The following is a 17,088-nucleotide window of genomic DNA, read 5'->3' on the forward strand; positions in this document are numbered from 1 at the left end:
ATAAGTGATCGGCGGGCGTGAACGCACTGGATGCGATCCGGAACGACCCGTCGGGGGTTCCTGGGGACGGCGGCGGCCTCGCTGCTCGCGGTCGGCGCCGCGACCGCCCGAGATCGAACGCCGAGAGCCGACCATCGGGCGTGCAGTCGCACCGGACGCCGGGGCGTGTCGAGGCGGGGCGGCCCCGACGCCGACGGCTTCGACCCGGCGGTCCACGGCTTCGGCTTCCGGAACTGGTCGACGAGCGATCCCGCGTATCCCGAGCACGATCACGACGCCGTCGACGAAGAGCAGATTCGGCGGGTGCTCGGCCGGCGGTGGCCCGAGTCGGTCCGCGCCGACGCGGGCGTGAACGTCCGGGACCTGCCGGGCGCGCTCCTCGACGCGATCGCCAAACAGCTCTACGTCTCGGTGAACCAGCAGTCCGCGACCGACGGCCACTGCTACGGGATGGTGTTCGCCGCCCAGCAGTACTACGAGCACCCCGACACGCTCCGCGCGGGTCGGTCGGTGGCGAGCGACCTCGCCCATCCCGAAGCGCCCGCCGGCGACGACGGCCGGCCGGCGAGCCGGGAGATCGACCTATATCAGCTCACCCAGTTTCTGAACGTCCACGCGTGGCTCGGCCGGCGGGCGATGGCCGCGCCGGAGCTGATCGACTACCGGCGCCAGCTCGATCGGGTCACGTCGGTCGTCGACGAGTTCGACACCGCGAGCGTCACGCTGTTCGATCGCGACCACCGTCGCGCCCACCAGGTGCTGGTGTACGACTACCGCCGGGACTCGGACCGAACTCGGCTGTTCGTCTACGATCCGAACTACCCCGCCCGGCGGTACGAACGGGTCGACGAACCGCCCGCGATCGACGTCGCCACCGCCGGGGATCGACCCACCGTCCGGCGGTACGACGGCGAGTACGGCGAGTTCGTGTTCAACCGACGGGACCGTCTCGTCGCCGCCCAGACCGCGCCCGGGCCGGGATCACTGCTGGCGGCGAACCCCGATCGACTTCGGGAGGCGGCGTTCCGGCTCGCGCTGTTCGTCGTGGACTCGCCGGGAGTGTCGCTGACCGTGGTCGGACCGAACGATCGGCCGCTCGGACGCGACACCGCGACGTACATGGACCGGGGGCGAAGCGCCTACGCCCGGATGCGGTACCGCTACGGCTTCGCGCCCGGCACGTATCGGATCCGGATCGCGGGCCGGCGCGCGACCGAGTACACGCTGGAAGCGCTGGTAGCAGACGACGCGCCCCGCCTCGACGCGACGACCTCGGCGTCCATCGGCCCGGGCGAGGTCCACCGCTACACCGCGACCGCGCCCGACGACGGAACCGGGTCGCTCGAACGCGTCTCGGCCGGGCGGTCCCCGTGGCTGGCGGCGCTCGGCGGCGCGGGCCTCGGAGCGGGCGTCGCCGGCGGGTACGCGTACCTCCGGTGTCGGGACGGAGCGTCCGACCGGGGCGACTCGGAGTGAGCCGGAGCGGCATCGCGTGCGGAGACTCCGAGAAGCGGAATGCGAACGGCAGGCGAATTTGTATCGGTCGTCGAACACCGTGTCGTTGAGCGAATACGAGTGCCGGGATTCCGTCGGATAGCTGAAAAAGTAAACTGATGCAAAGCGTCCCTACAGCTCGTGTTCAGCCAGAATAAAATACGGGTTTATCTACCGTTTGTTAGTCGAACGTGTAGACGGTCGCGTTCTGGACATCCGAACCCCAAGCAACGACCGAAGCGGAGGCAGAACCTCCATCTGCATCATTGCAATTAATCGTCGATCCGACACTCGTTGTGTATTCATCGCTGTCTGCACTGCTGAAGTCCTCCACTCCTGAACATTTGATCCCCTCCGTACTAGGACCAAGCGAGTTCAGGGTCACTCCATAATCATTGCCGGAAACTTCCGAGACGCCTGCGCTGGCATTCTGACTGACGTTCTCGCCGAGGCCGAGCACGAACGTGCCGATGACGGCGGCCAGAATCACCGTGATGGCGACCATCAGGATGACCCCGATCACCGGGCTCACCGCCTCGTCGTCCGTGAATAAGGTTTTGAAGTTCATGTATTGTGTTTCTCGTTTGGCACGGTATCATCTCTGAGAAGTGGCCGCACATTTTATGCCGAACGACCGAGTACTTTGGTCCGTCGGCGGGGAGAGCCTGTCAAAGCCGCCCCACGTCCGACACTTCTCTGTGGTGATACGTGCTTAGTTCAGATTTTGGCACCAAGGGTATATAAAAACTTCTCTATATGAAACAGAGTTTATGTCATTTCTTCATCTGATGTGAAAATAGAGCGAAGACTTGTCCGTGATAAAAGAGTTTAAGCTAGGTTCGAGAAACAGACGTATGATGAGCGAGTGCACCGCGACAGATCCCGGCGAGGAGACTCTGGAGGTCGCGCTCCGCGCGCTCGCGGCCCGGCTCGGGAAGACGCCGACTGTCGTGGACATGCACGAGCGGGGGGACTTCCACCCGGAGACCTACGTCGAACGGTTCGGAAGTTGGGAGGCCGCGCTCGAAGCCGCCGACCTCGATCCCGGCGAGATCGGGTCGAAGCAGTACACCGATTACGAACTCCTCGGCGAACTCCAGCGACTCGCGGAGGAGCTCGGTCGATCGCCGACGCGGTACGATCTCGACGAGCACGGAGAGTACTCGTACAAGACCTACCAGAACCGCTTCGGGTCGTGGAACGACGCGAAAACCGAAGCGATGCTCGAAACCGAGAAGATCCCGGAGGAGCGACTGCTTCACGAACTCCGCCGGCTGGCGAAGGACGTCGACGGCATCCCGCGCGTGACCGACATGGCAGAAGACGGGGCGTACGGTCACGTGACCTATTATCGCCGATTCGGGTCGTGGATGGAGGCGCTTGAAAAAGCCGATCTCCTCGAATAGAACGCCGGTCGCTCCCCCTCCGCTTCGTCGGGGTCCCTCTCAGGATCGAGAGAGGTGTTACCTGTTCCAGCGGGACGCAGAGCCGTCAGTCGCAAAATGCGTAGTTGGTCCACCGCTCGGGCAACATCCAAAGACACGACGGCGCGGACCCGATTTGGACACCCATCGAACTATCTCGGGTCCTGCGGGGATCGAACGAGGGCGGCTACTCGACCAACAATGAAACGACCGGGGGAGAAGTCCGCCCTCCCCGATTTGAACGGGGGACAAGTCGATCTACAGTCGACTGCTCTACCAGTCTGAGCTAAGGGCGGGCGTGTTTCACCGTAGGTCGTCTGTCGGACTTAAGGGTTATTATTCGACGACGGCGTGCCGTCGGCTACCGACCGGACGCCGCCTCGCGAACCGGGGTCGATCGGCGCACGGGACGGCGACCGAGACGAGAGAGCCGACCGTGAAGCGCTCGGAGTCGCGTTTACGGACACTTTCGAGTGTTAACGCGGGATCGAATCGGGACGGCAGTGTCAGACGCTCGGTAAGATTGAAGTGGTGGGGGCGACGACATCGTGACGAACAGTTACATGAGCAAGATAACGTTCCGCGCGGACGAGGACCTGATCGAGCGCATCGAGGCCCTCGACGAGTCGAAGAGCGAGGTCATGCGCGAGGCGCTCCGGGCGTATCTCGACGCCGAGAGCGAGGCGTCCGGCGGGGCCGAGGAGAGTCTCGACGGCCTCCTCGCCGAGCGCGTCGACGAGCTCGTCGCCGCGCGCCTCGACGCTCGAGAGCCCGAGGCCCGCTCGTCCGTGAGACCGCAGGGCGGTCGGGACGTGAACGTCAACGTCACGCTCGAATCCGACGGCGCAGTCCGGGAGCGAGCGGCCGACGAGTCGGCCCGGGACGCGGACACCACGGACGACCGCGACCGACAGAGCGAGCGGGACCGCGAGTGTGGCCAGTGCGGGGAGTCGCTGTCGGACGATCACGTCTACTGTCCGAACTGCGGGGAGAAGGCCTCGCGACGCGCCTTCTGCGAGTGCGGCGACGAGGTTCGGTCGGACTGGGCGTTCTGTCCGGGCTGTGGCCGGCGCACGCCCGCGGCCGACGTCCTCGACAGAACGTAAGACGCCGTTTTACTACTCGCCGTTAATTATTTAAGTTCTGACTATGTGGGTTAGCCCACGTAAGACGGTTGTCTTACACGGCGCCCGAGAGTCGGCGTACGGCCGCGCTCCGGGCGGATGCGGCGTAAGACAGGCTGTGTGAGCATCCGCATGCCGTCTTACCTCAAGGGGAATACAAAATATGGAGCGTGTGACACTTCGCATTCCGAAACAGCAGATCGAGGAGGTCGAACAGATGGTCGAGACCGGGGAGTTCCCGAACCGTAGCGAGGCGATTCGGGCCGCGGTCCGCGACATGCTCAACGAACACGACGAAGGCACGACAGAGCAGACGACGAACAAGCGGTCGTGGGCCAAGGTGTAAGCATGCAGGACATCGTGCAAGACGCCTTGGAGAACGCCGAACAGGAGAACCGCGAGCTGGACGCCGACACCAACGGCGACGAGTTTGGCGACCCTCGAATCGTGATCGTGGGCTGTGGCGGCGCGGGCAACAACACGGTCAACCGACTGTACAACATCGGAGTCGACGGCGCGGACACCGTCGCGATCAACACCGACAAGCAACACCTCAAGATGATCGAGGCCGACACGAAGATCCTGGTCGGCAAGTCCCTCACCAACGGCCTCGGCGCGGGCGGGGACCCCTCGATGGGCGAGCGAGCCACCGAGATGGCCCAGGGCACGATCAAGGAGGTACTCGGCGACGCCGACCTCGTGTTCGTGACCGCGGGCATGGGCGGCGGCACCGGGACCGGTGCGGCCCCGGTCGTCTCGAAGATCGCCAAAGAGCAGGGCGCCATCGTCGTCGGGATGGTCTCGACCCCGTTCAACGTCGAGCGCGCACGGACGGTGAAGGCCGAGGAAGGGCTCGAAAAGCTCCGCAACGAGGCCGACTCCATCATCGTGCTCGACAACAACCGGCTGCTCGACTACGTCCCGAACCTGCCGATCGGGAAGGCCTTCTCGGTGATGGACCAGATCATCGCCGAGACGGTCAAGGGGATCTCGGAGACGATCACCCAGCCGAGCCTCATCAACCTCGACTACGCCGACATGACCTCGATCATGAATCAGGGCGGAGTCGCGGTGATGCTGGTCGGCGAGACCCAGGATAAGAACAAGACCGAGGAGGTCGTCCGGGACGCGATGAACCACCCGCTGCTCGACGTCGACTACCGCGGCGCCTCGGGCGGGCTCGTCCACATCACGGGCGGTCCGGACCTCACGCTCAAGGAGGCCGAGTCGATCGCCTCGAACATCACCGAGCGACTCGAAGCCAGCGCCAACGTCATCTGGGGCGCGCGCATTCAGGACAACTACAAGGGGAAGGTCCGGGTCATGGCCATCATGACCGGCGTCCAGAGCGCCCAGGTCCTCGGCCCGAGCACCCAACAGCAGGCCGACAAGTCCCGCGAGCAGATGCGCGACGTCGACGCCCAGTCGTTCGACGCCAGCCAGAACCTCGAAACGGGCGCCACCGGCGGCTCGTCCCGTGAAGAGAGCCTCGGCGGAACCGACCGGTCGACGAAGACCACCGGCGACTCGGGCGGGTGGGGTGCCAAGAGCGACGGCGGGCAAAACGAGGTAGAGCAGAACAACGGGCTCGACGTCATTCGCTGAGTCGGTCCCGCACCGCTTTTCTCTCCGACGGGTCTCTCACCGACGGACGAGCGGCCGTCTCAGGCCGCGTGGAGCGCGTCGAGCAGCGAACACTTCCGACACCGATCCCGGGTCGTGGCGGCCCCGCACTGCTCGCACTCCCCGAGATCGGCGCTCCCGCCCTCGCGGGCGCCCAACTCCTCGGCGGCCAGCGCCGCCAGCTCCTCGTAGCCGGCCATGATCGAGTGGCGGGTCCCCGGGTGGTTCTCCTCGAGGTCGTGGAGGAGGCTCTGGATCTCCCCGCGGTAGGCCTCGCTCGCGTGGGGGCACTCCGTGATGTGGGCCGGCAGATCCGCGAGGTGGGCGTACAGCGCAACCTCCTTCTCGGGCACGTCCCGGAGGGGTTTGGCCCGCGGGACGAAGTGGTCGCCCGCCTCGCGGGTCGGATCCTCGCCCGCCCCGCGCTCGTCGAATCCGCCGAGGCTCGCGTCGAAGTGTTTGGCGATCTGGGCGAGGTCACCTTCGAGGAAGTTCATCAGCGCGGTCTGGGCCTCGTCGTCGAGATTGTGGCCCGTCAGGAGCTTGTCGGCGCCCAACTCCTCGGCGTACCGCGAGAGCACGTCCCGACGGAACACTCCGCAGTACGCGCAGGCGGCCATGTTCTCGGGGTCGTCCTCGACCACGTCGTCCATTCGGACCCCAAACTCCTCCTCGTAGCTCACGAGTTCGTGGCGGACTCCGAGCTCCGCGGTCAGCTCCTCGCAGGCCGCCACGCTCTCGTCGCGGTACCCCTCGATGCCCTCGTGGACGGTGAGTGCGACCAGTTCGATCCGGGGGTCGCGCTCGAACGTCCGGTGGAGGATGTCGGTGAGGACGACGCTGTCTTTCCCCCCCGAGAGCCCGACGACCCACGTTTCGGGCTCCTCGGGCGTAGCGTCGTCGGGCACGAGGTTGTCCTCGCGGACCCGGCGGCGGACGCGCTTGTCGACCGACGAGAGAAAGTGATCCTCACAGAGGTGCAGCCCCGAGTAGGCGGCGTTCATCACCGCCTCGCGGCCGCATTTGTCGCAGTCCATCGCCCGACACTTTCGGTCCCGAGCGTTTGACGGTTTCGCCTCCGGGCGCGTAAACCGGATCCGGCGATAGCAAATCGTAATTCGGCCGGGTCGGTGTGTCGAGCGGGCGTCGACAGCGGCCGGGGTGTCGCTGTGGGCCACCGGGGCGCTCGATCAGCAGTGTCGCGTGTATCGGCATCGGCGACGACTGCGACGAGAAGCGTGATCCGGATCGTGACCGACGACGGCGAGTGACCGGAGTCGAGAACCCAGACCGCGACTACCGCGACCAGACGCCCTCGCGGGCGTCCATCCACGTAACGACGAGCGTGTGGGGAAGGGTCAGGACCGCCAGCAACACGAGGTAGAGCCCGAGCAGCGACGGGAGGCTCGCGTCCGGGGGCGCGACCGCCCCGAGCCCGACGAGGACGACGACCGCGCCGACCGAGTTCGGGAGCGCGTCGCGCCCGAACCCGGCGAGGGCGGCGCCGATCCGGCCGTCGGCGAGCGCCGTCCCGGCGTCGGCGACGACCACCAGTCGGGCGACGTGTCGGATCGAGTGCCAGAGACAGAAGTAGAGTCCGACCGCGACCACCGGCGGAACGACGAGGAAGAACGCCCACAGGAAGCCGGTCTCGACCGCGTCGATCCGCCACCCCCGCCGCGATTGGGAGGCGTCCTCGCCCGTCCGAGCACGAGCGTAGCCGAGCGCGATCGAACCGATCGAGAGGGCCCCGAGCGCGCCGCCCGCGATCAGTCTCGCCTCCGGGCGGAAGGCGGCCCCGAGCGCGTCGGCGGCCGACGGGTCGAACAGCGCCACGGTGGCGCGGGTGATTTCGCGGTACACGCCCGGAAACGCCACCAGCGGGACCACCATCGGAAGCCCGCCTCGAACGGCGATCGCGAGCGCCCGCTGGGTCCGGGTCCGGAGGTGGTCGCCGCCGACCGCGAGCAGGAAGTAACAGTCGCCCTGCCCCCAGTGGTACCACGTCAGCAGGATGAACCCCGCGAACGCGGCCGCGGGCGCGACCAGCCAGCCCGCGAGAGTGGCGCCGCCGGCGAGGAGGTAGGCCGCGCCGACCGCGACGAGCGGCCGCTCCCCGCCGAGTCGCGCGACCGCGAGGTGGTCGGCCGCGCCGTGGGGGAGCCCGAAGGCGACGAAACTGACCGCGAACGGGAGATACCGCGCGATCGGGGGGACGTCGACGCCGAGCGCGAACGGGACCGCCGCGAGCCCAAGCGCCGCGACGGCGGGAACGACCGCGAGTCTCACGAGTGCGCGCCGAACCGGCGTGGGGTAGCTCACCGCCACCGCCTGCTCACCCGCATTGTGCCCGGCACCAGTCCCTCGACGGCGTGGCCCGCCCCGCGATCGGCCGCCCGCGCGAGCGTCCAGTCGAACAACACCAGCCCCTGAACGACGAGGAGGTTCGTCAGGACGAAGAAGACCGCCTCCTCGATCGGAAGTCCGAGGACCGCCAGACCCGTACTGTGGTCGGCCGAGATCGTCCAAAGGCCGCGGCCGATAGCGAACCTGTCGGCGGCCCAGAGATACGCCGAGGGGACCGCGACCGCGACCGCGACGAGCCGGCGGGCCGACCAGAGCACGGGGCCCCCGACCGCCCAGAGGAACGCGGCGACCGGGGCCGCCCAGACGAGCGTCATCCCGAGGTAGTACGTCCCATCGGACGCGACCGCGAGCGCGGCGCCGACGACCGCCAGCGCGGCCCAGACCGCGGCGCCGACCGTCCGGGCGTCGGGGCTTGCCGGCAACGCGGGATCGATCCGCGGGGCCAGAGCGTAGTACCACAGGCCGGTGAGTCCGGTCTGGCCGGCGAAGAACAGCCACTCACCGAGGGGCACCCGAGCGAACCGGGCCGCGACGACGCCGTCGCCGTACCGCCAGACGCCCCGTCCGATGAGGTAGCTGTCCCACGGCGCCGTGTAGGAGACCGCGATACAGACCAGAGCGCCGATTCCGGCGGCCGCTCGCGACGGCCGTTCGCGCCGGGCGAACACGACCGCTCCGAGCGCGAGCGCGGGCGGCCCGAGGGCGGCGATCAGGAAGTCGAGATACGTGACTGGGCTCGTCATGGTGAATCGGCCGCCGTGAGCCGGCACACGGGACCGGATTGGGAGGCCCCCGTCAAAGTCGGTTCGGAAGCCGCGGACGACTCGCGTCCGGGCGCCCGATTCGGGGCGTCGGCCCCCGGTCGCGGGGATGGAACTGAGTTGCTCCGGGACGTAGACCCCCGAATGCGGCGCGTCTCTCGTCAAACCGTCCTCCGCGAGTGGCTCCGGATGGAGCGGACCGACGCCGAAACCGACCGCGACCCCGTCGAGGGCCTCTCCGAGCGGGCGGTGCTCGACGAACTCCTCGACCACAAGCCCGGGGCGGCCGCCTTCGTCTGGCGCGACGCCCCCGTCGAGTGGTACGAACTGACTCTCGACCGCGAGACGTTCTCGCGCCTCCGCGTGATCGACGGCGTCGACGGCCTCCGGTGGCGGGCGCTCGCGCCCGACGACACGGTCCTCGGGGCGGCCCGACGGGTCGCTCGCGAGGACCCGGCGGCGCTGACCGCTCGGACCGGCGTCGACGTCGAGCGCATCCGGCGGTTTCGCGCGGACCCGCCGGGCGGTCCGCTGGTCCTCGCCACCCGCCGGGGGTGCGTGCCCGTCACGGTCGCCGACGGGAACCACCGTGCGGTCGCGCTCGCGCTCGACCTCCTGGCGGGCGAGCCGGTGACGTTCCCCCGGGCGTATCTGGGACGGGGCGCGAACCCGGTGGTCGGGCCGCTCCGCCAGCGCGTCTGTGGGTTCGTGCGGGGCGTCCTCGGACGCGTGTTCGGCGGGTCCGGGTCCGATCTGCCGGAGTGACGCCGGTCGCTCGCGCGGTCCGAGAACGGTATCTTTTCGTCCGTGCCCCGAAAACGTGACCGAAGATGTATATCGTGATCGTCGGCGCAGGGAACATCGGGACGCCGCTCATCGAGATCGCCACCGCCGGTGGGAACGAGGTCGTCGTCATCGAACGCGACGAGGAAAAGGCCGAACGCGCGGCCTCGGTGTACGACTGTCTCGTCCTCCACGATGACGCGACGACGAAAGAGACACTCCTCGACGCGGGCATCGACCGTGCGGACGCGCTCATCTCCACGACCGATCAAGACGCGACCAACATCATGGTCAGCCTCCTCGCGAAGGAACTCGACGTTCCGAACATCGTCTCGGTCGTCCACAACCCCGAGCACATGGACCTGTTCGCCCGGATCGGGGTGAACACGATGCAGAACCCCCAGCGGCTGATCGCGGAGTACCTCTACCGTGCGGTCAAACGCCCCTCGATCGTCGACTACATGCGAATCGGCGACGAGGCCGAGGTGTTCGAGATCCGCGTGGGCGAAGACGCCGCGATCGTCGGAGAGACGATCCAACAGGCGGCGTCCAAGGGCCTGCTGGAAGAGGAAATGCTCGTCGTCGCGATCGAGCGCAACGGAGACGAACACCCCATCACGCCCCGCGGGAACACCGAGATCCACGCCGGGGATCTCGTGACGGTGTACTCGGGCGAGGGCGCGACGCCCGAAGTGACCGACGTGTTCGGCCATTTCGAAGACCACAGCGTCGATCCCGACGAACACTGAGATGTCGGCGGATCGCTTCGCCGGCCGACTCTCCTCGGACCTCGCGATCATCGCTCGCGACGTCGGCTCGCTGATCGCGATGGAGGCCGGACTGATGGCCATCACCGTCGGCGTCGCCGTCCTCTTCGCCGAGTGGTACGCGGCGGCGTCGTTTCTCGGGGCGGCCGTCGTTACCGCCGCGGTCGGACTCGGAGCGCGTCGGGCGTTCGCGGACGCGCCCGACCCCCGGATGAAACACGGGATGGTGATCGCGGCCGCGGGGTGGCTGTTCGTGGCCTGTTTCGGCGCGCTCCCGTTCGTCCTGACGGCCCATCTCACGCCGATCGAGGTCATGCAGACGTACGTCGCCTCCGCACCCCGACCCGACGCCTACGAGGCGGTGAGGATCCTCGGCGCCGAGTCCCGGTCGAGTCTGGTCTACTTCCGTGACCCGTTGCACGCGTTCTTCGAGAGCATGAGCGGCTGGACCGGCTCGGGGCTGACGATGGCGGTCCACGAGCCGACGCTCCCGCGGACGATTCAGTGGTGGCGGTCGTTCATGCAGTGGGTCGGTGGCGTCGGCGTCATCGTGCTCACGACCGCCATCCTCGCGCGACCGGGGAGCGGGAGCTACGCCCTCTACCGAAGCGAGGCGCGCGAAGAACGGATCCACCCGAGCATCATCTCGACGGTCCGGACGGTCTGGAAGATATTCGTGGTCTACACCGGCCTCTCGGTCCTCGCGATGTTCGTCGCCATCTCCCTGTCGGACTACGGCTCCCAGCTACCGACGTGGGAGGCGTTCTGGCAGGCGCTCAACCACGCCATGACCGGGTTGGCAACCGGCGGATTCTCGGTCACGGACAACTCGATCGCGACCTACGATTCGCCCCTCATCGAGACCGTCTTGTTGCCGATCATGTCGCTGGGAGCGATCGCCTTTCCGATCCACTACGGCATCCTCGCGAACGAGGAGATAGAGCTGTTCTGGGAGGACTTACAGACACGGTGGCTGTTCGTCCTCTTCGGTGCCGGCGTGGTCGTCCTCTCGATCCAGAACGCCGGGGTGGTCACCGAGGCGTTCGACGCGACCGACTACGCCGGACTGCAGACGGTCGGCCTCTCGGCGCCACAGACCACCGCGGTCCGGGACTCGGTGTTCCAGTGGATCAGCGCGCTCTCGTGTACCGGCTTCCAGTCGTCGGACATCGGGGCGTGGGGCGCGGGCGGCAAGCTCATCGTCTCGACCGCGATGGTCGTGGGCGGGGCGGCCGGATCGACGGTCGGCGGCATCAAGATCGTCCGGGCGTACACCATCGGCCGGGGCATCGTCTGGCAGTTCTCGCGGGTGTTCCTCCCCGCGAGCGCCGTCGTCACGACGACGATCGACGGCCGAACGCTCGACCGCGAGGAGATGGAGCGGGAGTTCAGCGAGGCCGCGATCGTCAGCCTCCTCTGGATAAGCCTCCTCGTCGCGAGCGCGCTGGTCCTGATCAACGTCGTCGGCCCCGACTTCGGGCTGGCCGACGCGCTGTTCGAGGTGGCCAGCGCGCAGGGGAACGTCGGGCTCTCGTCGGGGATCACGGGGCCGGAGATGCCGCCGCTCGCCGAGGGGATGTTCGTCCTGAACATGTGGATCGGCCGACTCGAGATCATCCCGATACTGGTGTTCGGCCGGTCGCTCCTCTACGGCCTCGATCCGCGCTGAGGTGACCGAGCCGGAATCCGACCCAGACTCCGCGTTTTCGGGGGGTTCGAACCCGGACGCGTCCGATCCGTCCGTCGGAACGACAGCGGGACGTTTTTCCTCCTCGCCGCGAGAGAGTCGCCCAATGTACGGTGATCGGTGATGTCAGTTCGAGTCGATTGGCGACAGAGCGTCGCTTTCACTGGCACGGTGATCAAGTACCTCGCCGTCGCCATGCTCGTCCCGCTGGGGATAAGCCTCCTCTACCAGGAAGACGTACTCACCTTCCTCGCCTCGATCAGCCTCACGGTCGCCAGCGGCGTCGCACTCGAGCGGCTCAGCGACGACCCGGATCTCGGACCCCGCGAGGCGCTCTTGCTCGTGGCCCTCTCGTGGGGCGCGGTCGCGGTCATCGGGGCCATCCCGTACGTCATCGCGGGGTACGGCACCGAATCGGCGCTCGGCCACCCGATCAACGCCTTGTTCGAGTCGATGTCCGGGTTCACGACGACCGGAGCGACCGTGACGGCCGAGATCTCCTTCGAGCGCCACTCCCACGCGCTTTTGATGTGGCGCCAGCTCAGCCAGTGGCTCGGCGGCATGGGGATCATCGTGCTGATGGTCGCCATCCTCCCGGAGGTCGCGGTCAACGGCGCCCAGCTGATCGCCTCGGAGGCGCCCGGCCCGGAGCTACAGAAGCTGACGCCGAAGATCGCCGAGACCGCGCGACTGCTCTGGCTGTTCTACCTCGGGTTCACCGTGCTGTACGTCGCGATACTGCTCGGACTCCACTACGCGGGGCTGGCGCCGAACATGGACGCGTACAACGCGGTCGCCCACGGGTTCACGACGCTACCGACCGGCGGGTTCTCCCCGCAGGCCGAAAGCATCGCGGCGTTCTCGCCGGCGGTCCAGTGGGTCGTCATCCCCTTCATGCTGATCGCGGGGATGAACTTCGCGCTGTTTTACTTCCTGTTGCAGGACGACTACGGCGAGTTCCTCCACGACCGCGAGCTACAGGCCTATCTGGGCGCGAACGCCGGCGTGGCGGTCCTGCTCTGGGGACTGCTCTTCACCGGCTCGGCGCCGCCGCTGGAGCTCGGCGGCCTCACCGAAGGCGTCGTCGAGAACTCGCTTCGGCAAGCGACGTTTCAGGTCGCCTCGCTCCTGAACTCGACGGGGTACGCGACCAGCGACTTCGCACAGTGGGGGACGACCGCGCAGGGCCTGCTGTTGTTCGCGATGTTCATCGGCGGCTCGGCCGGATCGACCGGCGGCGGCGTCAAAGTCGTCCGATGGCTCGTCGTCCTCAAGGCGATCCGGCGCCAGCTGTTCACGACGGCCCATCCGAGTTCGGTCAGACCCGTCCGTCTCGGCGGCCACGTCATCGACGAGGACGCCATCACCGCCATTTACGGGTTCACCCTGCTGTATCTGTTGACCTTCGGGGTCGCGACGGTGCTGTTGCTGTTCGACGCGAGTCGGGTCGGCCTCGAACTGTCCGTCCTCGAGGCGGTCAGCGCGAGCCTGGCGACGATCGGCAACATCGGCCCCGGGTTCGGGTTTCTGGGACCGTTCGGGAGCTACCTCGACTTCCCGGCGACGAGCAAACTGCTGATGGTGTTTCTGATGTGGATCGGCCGGCTCGAGATCATCCCCGTCTTCGTGATGTTCACCGGCGCGTTCTGGAAGAAGTGAGGACGCGCCGGGCCGGCGGTCTCGGGAGCCCGACCGCCGGCGGTTTTATCCGCCGGCTGAAACAACTGTGTACGTATGGCTGACGAGCGTGCCGACGTCGAACCCGCGGGCCGGAACGTCGCCGGCGAGGCCCCCGCAACGGAGCCGAAGGCGGTCACCGACGATACGACCGTCCACGACGACGTCGAACTCGAACGGACGATCGGGCTCGTCGGCGGGTTGGCGATCGGGATCGGCACGATGATCGGCGCGGGGATCTTCGTGTTCCCCGGGCTGGCGGCCGCGAACGCCGGGCTCGCGGCCACGCTCTCGTTCGCCATCGGCGGCGTGATCGCGGCTGGTGGCGCTCCCGACCTCGGAGCTCGCCACCGCGATGCCCCGAAGCGGCGGGGGCTACTACTTCATCTCGCGGGGGATGGGGACGGCGTACGGCGCGATCGTCGGCCTCGGGCTGTGGCTGGGGCTGATGTTCGCCTCCGCGTTCTACCTCGTCGGACTGGGCCACTACGCGAGCGCGGTGTTCGCCGAACTGGGCGTCGCGCTCCCGGTCAGCCCGGTCATCGGGATCGGGCTGCTGTTCGGAGCGGGCCTGACCGCGCTGAGCATCGGCGGAACCGAGAACACGGCCAGCCTCCAGAACGCCGTGGTGGGAATCTTGCTCGTCGTGCTGACGGCCTTTCTCTCGTACGGCGTGCTCGACGCGGTGGGCGTCTTCGGCGGCGAGAGCGTCCCGGAGGCGTTTTTCGCGAGGGGGTACTTCCCGGTGCTGACGACCGCGGCGCTGGTGTTCACGTCGTATCTGGGGTTCGCGCAGGTCGCGACCGTCGCGGGCGAGATCAAACGGCCGGGACGAAATCTCCCGCTGGCGATGGTCGGGTCCGTCGTCGTCGTCACGGTCTTCTACGTCGTGACGATCTTCGTCGCGACCAGCGCGTTCGGCGCGGAGCGACTGGGCCAGTTCGGCGAGACCGCGATGGTCGAGGTCGCCCGGGAGTTCCTCGGGGTCCCCGGCGCGATCGCGATCCTCGGCGCCGGGCTGTTGGCGACGTTTTCGAGCGCGAACGCGTCGATCCTCAGCGCCTCGCGGGCGGTGTACGCGCTGAGCCGCGACGCCTTACTTCCCCGAAAGGCGAGCGAGGTCAACCTCCGGTACGGCACGCCACACGTCGCGTTGCTCTCCGCCGGCGGACCGATACTGGTCCTCGTCGCGACCGGGCAGGTCGAACTGCTCGCGGAGGTCGCCTCGTTTCTCCACCTGATCATGTACGGCCTGATGTGCGTCGCTCTGATCGTGTTGCGTCGGCGAGATCCGCCGTGGTACGCCCCGAGCTACCGCGTTCCGGGCTACCCGGTGGTCCCGGCCGCCGGCGCGCTCGCGAGCTTCGGACTGATCGCGTTCATGCAACCCGCGTCGATCGGCGTCGGTATCGTGGTCATGGCCGGGTCCTACCTCTGGTACCGATACTACGCCGGCGACATCGACCTCAAAGGAGACATCTGACAATGACAGACAGACCGTCGGTACTCGTCCCGATCCGCGTGCTCGAAGGAGAATCGGTTCCGGAGGGCGTTCCCGAACTGCTCGCGGACGCCCACGTCGTCCTGCTTGGCTATCACGTCATCCCCGAACAGACCGCGACGGGGCAGGCCCAGATGCAGTTCGAAGAGCGTGCGAACGAGCGCCTCGACGACTACGCGTCGATGTTCGAGGAGGTCGGTGCGACCGTCGAGCGCCGACTCGTGTTCACCCACGACGGGCAGAAGACGATCGACCGGACGATCGCCGAGCACGACTGCATGGCCGTCCTCGTCCCGAACGCGACCCGATCGGTCGAGGACGTGCTGGTCGCCGTCCGCGGGACCGTCGGGATCGATCGGCTCGCCCGGGTCGTCGCGGGCGTGTTCGCCGAGACCGACGTCTCGGTGACGCTGTATCACGTCGCCGAGACCGACGAGTCTGACGGCGACGTCGAGACGCTACTCGAGGGCCTCGACGAACGACTCGAAGAACTCGGGGTGGAGCCGTCGGCGATCGAGACCCGCGTCGAGCGCGACCGAGACGCGCTCGACGCGATCGTCGAGGCGGCCGACGAGTTCGACGCCGTCGTCATGGGCGAGACCGACCCGTCCCTGACGACGTTCGTGTTCGGGATGCCGGCCGATCAGGTCGCAGACCGGTTTCTCGGTCCCGTGCTCGTCGTTCAGCGCGAGCCCGCGTCGAGCGCGACCGAGGAGTGATCCGCCGAGGCGGCCCGGACGGCCCGAAAGCGTCGGTCGACATGCCCCGGCGTGCTCGCCCGCGGGCGGCACACGACTCTTCGAGACGCCGGCCGTCTCACTCCGCGGGCGGCGCCGGTCGATCGTCGGACTGCTCGGAGAGCTGGAGTTCCTCGACGAGACGAGCGGTGACGATCTGCTCGACGATCACGAGCAGGTCCGGGCCGTCGAGGTCGGCGTCGGCGAAGATCCCGAGCGGGATCTCGCCGCCCGCCATCTCCCGGTGACCGCCGGCGCTCCCGACGTCCGCGAACGCGGCGTGGAGCGCGTTGCCGATGTGGACGCGCGAGTCCGTCGACCGGGCGCTGAGCTGAATCGACTCGTCGATGATACCGAAGACGACGGCCGTCTCGACGCCCTCCAGCGACGCGAGATAGTCGGCGGCCTGTGGTAACGCGTCGCGTTCGGACGTCCGACCGACGTGGGAGATGAGCACCGCGCCCCTGATCTCCCGGTTCTCGATGGCGGTCGCGATCGCGTCCACGGTCGCGCCGCTGACCGACGGCGAGGAGAGTTGCTTGAGGAGGTCCCGATCCGCGTGGCCGTGGAGATACTTGGCCGCCTCGTACTCCTCGGCGGTCACCCCGCGGAGGAACCCGAGCGTCTCCCGGCGGATCGCGAACATGAGCGCCGTCGCGAGCGTGGGATCGAGATCGAGTTCGAGCGCCCGGACGTACTCGGTGAGTATCGTGGCGGTCGCGCCGATGGCCTCGCGGTGGTCGACGAATCGGGCCTCGATTCCCTCCGCGGGGTGGTGGTCGATCACGATATCGATCGGGGTTCCCTCCGGCACGCGGTTGTTCGCGCCGGGGACCGCGTGGTCGACGAACGCGAGCAGCGACTCGTCGGGGCGGTCCCGAACCGCGTCGGCGTCGAACGGTCGGAGATCAATGTCGAGGAGATTGACGAACGCCCGGTTCTGCTGGTGGGAGATCTCGCCGCTGTACAGGATGTGGTGGTCCTCGATGCCGGCGGCGGCCGCGATCCGCCCCAGCGCGAGCGCGCTCGCGAGGCAGTCCGGATCCGGGTTGTTGTGACAGACGATCGTGAGCTCTTCGCCCTCGGCGAGCAGTTCCCGAAGCGACGCTGCGTTACTCATCACTGTGACGTTCGGGCCCCGGA

15 protein-coding genes, 1 tRNA gene and 1 pseudogene are annotated in these 17,088 nt (G+C 67.7%); 11 read left to right on the forward strand and 6 right to left on the reverse strand.

All coding sequences use genetic code 11. The features are described 5' to 3' along the window. The first annotated feature begins 30 nt into the window (after positions 1–30). On the forward strand, positions 31–1,476 hold the full coding sequence (locus EPL04_RS03450) for a hypothetical protein (RefSeq protein ID WP_134669442.1): 1,446 nt from the start codon (positions 31–33) through the stop codon (positions 1,474–1,476). A 199-nt stretch (positions 1,477–1,675) separates the two neighbouring features. Here EPL04_RS03450 and EPL04_RS18985 read toward each other — a convergent pair whose 3' ends face one another. Next, a complete protein-coding gene (locus EPL04_RS18985; protein ID WP_209019553.1) occupies positions 1,676–2,062 on the reverse strand; it encodes a type IV pilin in 387 nt (128 codons plus the stop codon). Positions 2,063–2,351: 289 nt separating this feature from the next. Here EPL04_RS18985 and EPL04_RS03460 point away from each other — a divergent pair, with 289 nt between their 5' ends. Next, on the forward strand, positions 2,352–2,900 hold the full coding sequence (locus tag EPL04_RS03460) for a homing endonuclease associated repeat-containing protein (RefSeq protein WP_134669444.1): 549 nt from the start codon (positions 2,352–2,354) through the stop codon (positions 2,898–2,900). 240 nt (positions 2,901–3,140) lie between these two features. Here the strand turns inward: EPL04_RS03460 and EPL04_RS03465 are convergent. Further along, positions 3,141–3,214, reverse strand: a tRNA-Tyr gene (locus tag EPL04_RS03465). A gap of 267 nt (positions 3,215–3,481) precedes the next feature. On the opposite strand from EPL04_RS03465, the gene EPL04_RS03470 reads away from it, so the two are divergent. From EPL04_RS03470 to ftsZ, 3 genes are all read left to right on the forward strand, one after another. Then, on the forward strand, positions 3,482–4,024 hold the full coding sequence (locus tag EPL04_RS03470) for a double zinc ribbon domain-containing protein (protein ID WP_134669446.1): 543 nt from the start codon (positions 3,482–3,484) through the stop codon (positions 4,022–4,024). Between the two features lie 181 nt (positions 4,025–4,205). Further along, positions 4,206–4,388 carry a ribbon-helix-helix domain-containing protein gene (locus EPL04_RS03475; RefSeq protein WP_134669448.1) on the forward strand — a complete coding sequence of 61 codons (183 nt, stop codon included), beginning with the start codon at positions 4,206–4,208 and terminating at the stop codon, positions 4,386–4,388. A 2-nt stretch (positions 4,389–4,390) separates the two neighbouring features. Next, on the forward strand, positions 4,391–5,647 hold the full coding sequence (ftsZ, locus tag EPL04_RS03480; protein ID WP_134669450.1) for a cell division protein FtsZ: 1,257 nt from the start codon (positions 4,391–4,393) through the stop codon (positions 5,645–5,647). Between the two features lie 59 nt (positions 5,648–5,706). Here the strand turns inward: ftsZ and ncsA are convergent, their stop codons facing one another. The 3 genes from ncsA to EPL04_RS03495 all read right to left on the reverse strand — a co-directional run bounded on the left by ncsA (position 5,707) and on the right by EPL04_RS03495 (position 8,775). Then, positions 5,707–6,702 (reverse strand): tRNA 2-thiolation protein NcsA, encoded by a 996-nt coding sequence (gene ncsA, locus EPL04_RS03485; protein ID WP_134669452.1) that lies wholly within the window; start codon positions 6,700–6,702, stop codon positions 5,707–5,709. 259 nt (positions 6,703–6,961) lie between these two features. Continuing rightward, on the reverse strand, positions 6,962–7,987 hold the full coding sequence (locus EPL04_RS03490) for a Brp/Blh family beta-carotene 15,15'-dioxygenase (protein ID WP_209019554.1): 1,026 nt from the start codon (positions 7,985–7,987) through the stop codon (positions 6,962–6,964). Beyond that, the gene (locus tag EPL04_RS03495; protein ID WP_134669456.1) at positions 7,984–8,775 is read right to left on the reverse strand and encodes a lycopene cyclase domain-containing protein; all 792 of its coding nucleotides are present in this window, start codon (positions 8,773–8,775) and stop codon (positions 7,984–7,986) included. Before EPL04_RS03495 ends, EPL04_RS03490 begins: the two co-directional genes overlap by 4 nt. 162 nt (positions 8,776–8,937) lie before the next feature. On the opposite strand from EPL04_RS03495, the gene EPL04_RS03500 reads away from it, so the two are divergent. From EPL04_RS03500 to EPL04_RS03525, 6 genes and pseudogenes are all read left to right on the forward strand, one after another. Further along, complete coding sequence (locus tag EPL04_RS03500; protein WP_134669458.1) at positions 8,938–9,558, forward strand: hypothetical protein; 621 nt, start codon at positions 8,938–8,940, stop codon at positions 9,556–9,558. Between the two features lie 65 nt (positions 9,559–9,623). Then, the gene (locus EPL04_RS03505) at positions 9,624–10,325 is read left to right on the forward strand and encodes a potassium channel family protein (protein WP_134669460.1); all 702 of its coding nucleotides are present in this window, start codon (positions 9,624–9,626) and stop codon (positions 10,323–10,325) included. 1 nt (position 10,326) lies between these two features. Beyond that, complete coding sequence (locus tag EPL04_RS03510; protein WP_134669461.1) at positions 10,327–12,012, forward strand: TrkH family potassium uptake protein; 1,686 nt, start codon at positions 10,327–10,329, stop codon at positions 12,010–12,012. Between the two features lie 141 nt (positions 12,013–12,153). Further along, positions 12,154–13,689: a TrkH family potassium uptake protein gene (locus tag EPL04_RS03515; protein ID WP_134669463.1), complete on the forward strand. Its 1,536-nt coding sequence runs from the start codon at positions 12,154–12,156 to the stop codon at positions 13,687–13,689. A gap of 75 nt (positions 13,690–13,764) precedes the next feature. After that, positions 13,765–15,190: pseudogene (locus tag EPL04_RS03520) on the forward strand (APC family permease). A gap of 2 nt (positions 15,191–15,192) precedes the next feature. Further along, positions 15,193–15,927 (forward strand): universal stress protein, encoded by a 735-nt coding sequence (locus EPL04_RS03525; protein WP_134669465.1) that lies wholly within the window; start codon positions 15,193–15,195, stop codon positions 15,925–15,927. A gap of 97 nt (positions 15,928–16,024) precedes the next feature. Here the strand turns inward: EPL04_RS03525 and EPL04_RS03530 are convergent, their stop codons facing one another. Next, complete coding sequence (locus EPL04_RS03530; RefSeq protein WP_134669467.1) at positions 16,025–17,065, reverse strand: DHH family phosphoesterase; 1,041 nt, start codon at positions 17,063–17,065, stop codon at positions 16,025–16,027. Positions 17,066–17,088 lie beyond the last annotated feature (23 nt).

Origin of the sequence: Halorussus marinus, assembly GCF_004521895.1 — an archaeon.
Classification (GTDB): domain Archaea; phylum Halobacteriota; class Halobacteria; order Halobacteriales; family Haladaptataceae; genus Halorussus; species Halorussus marinus.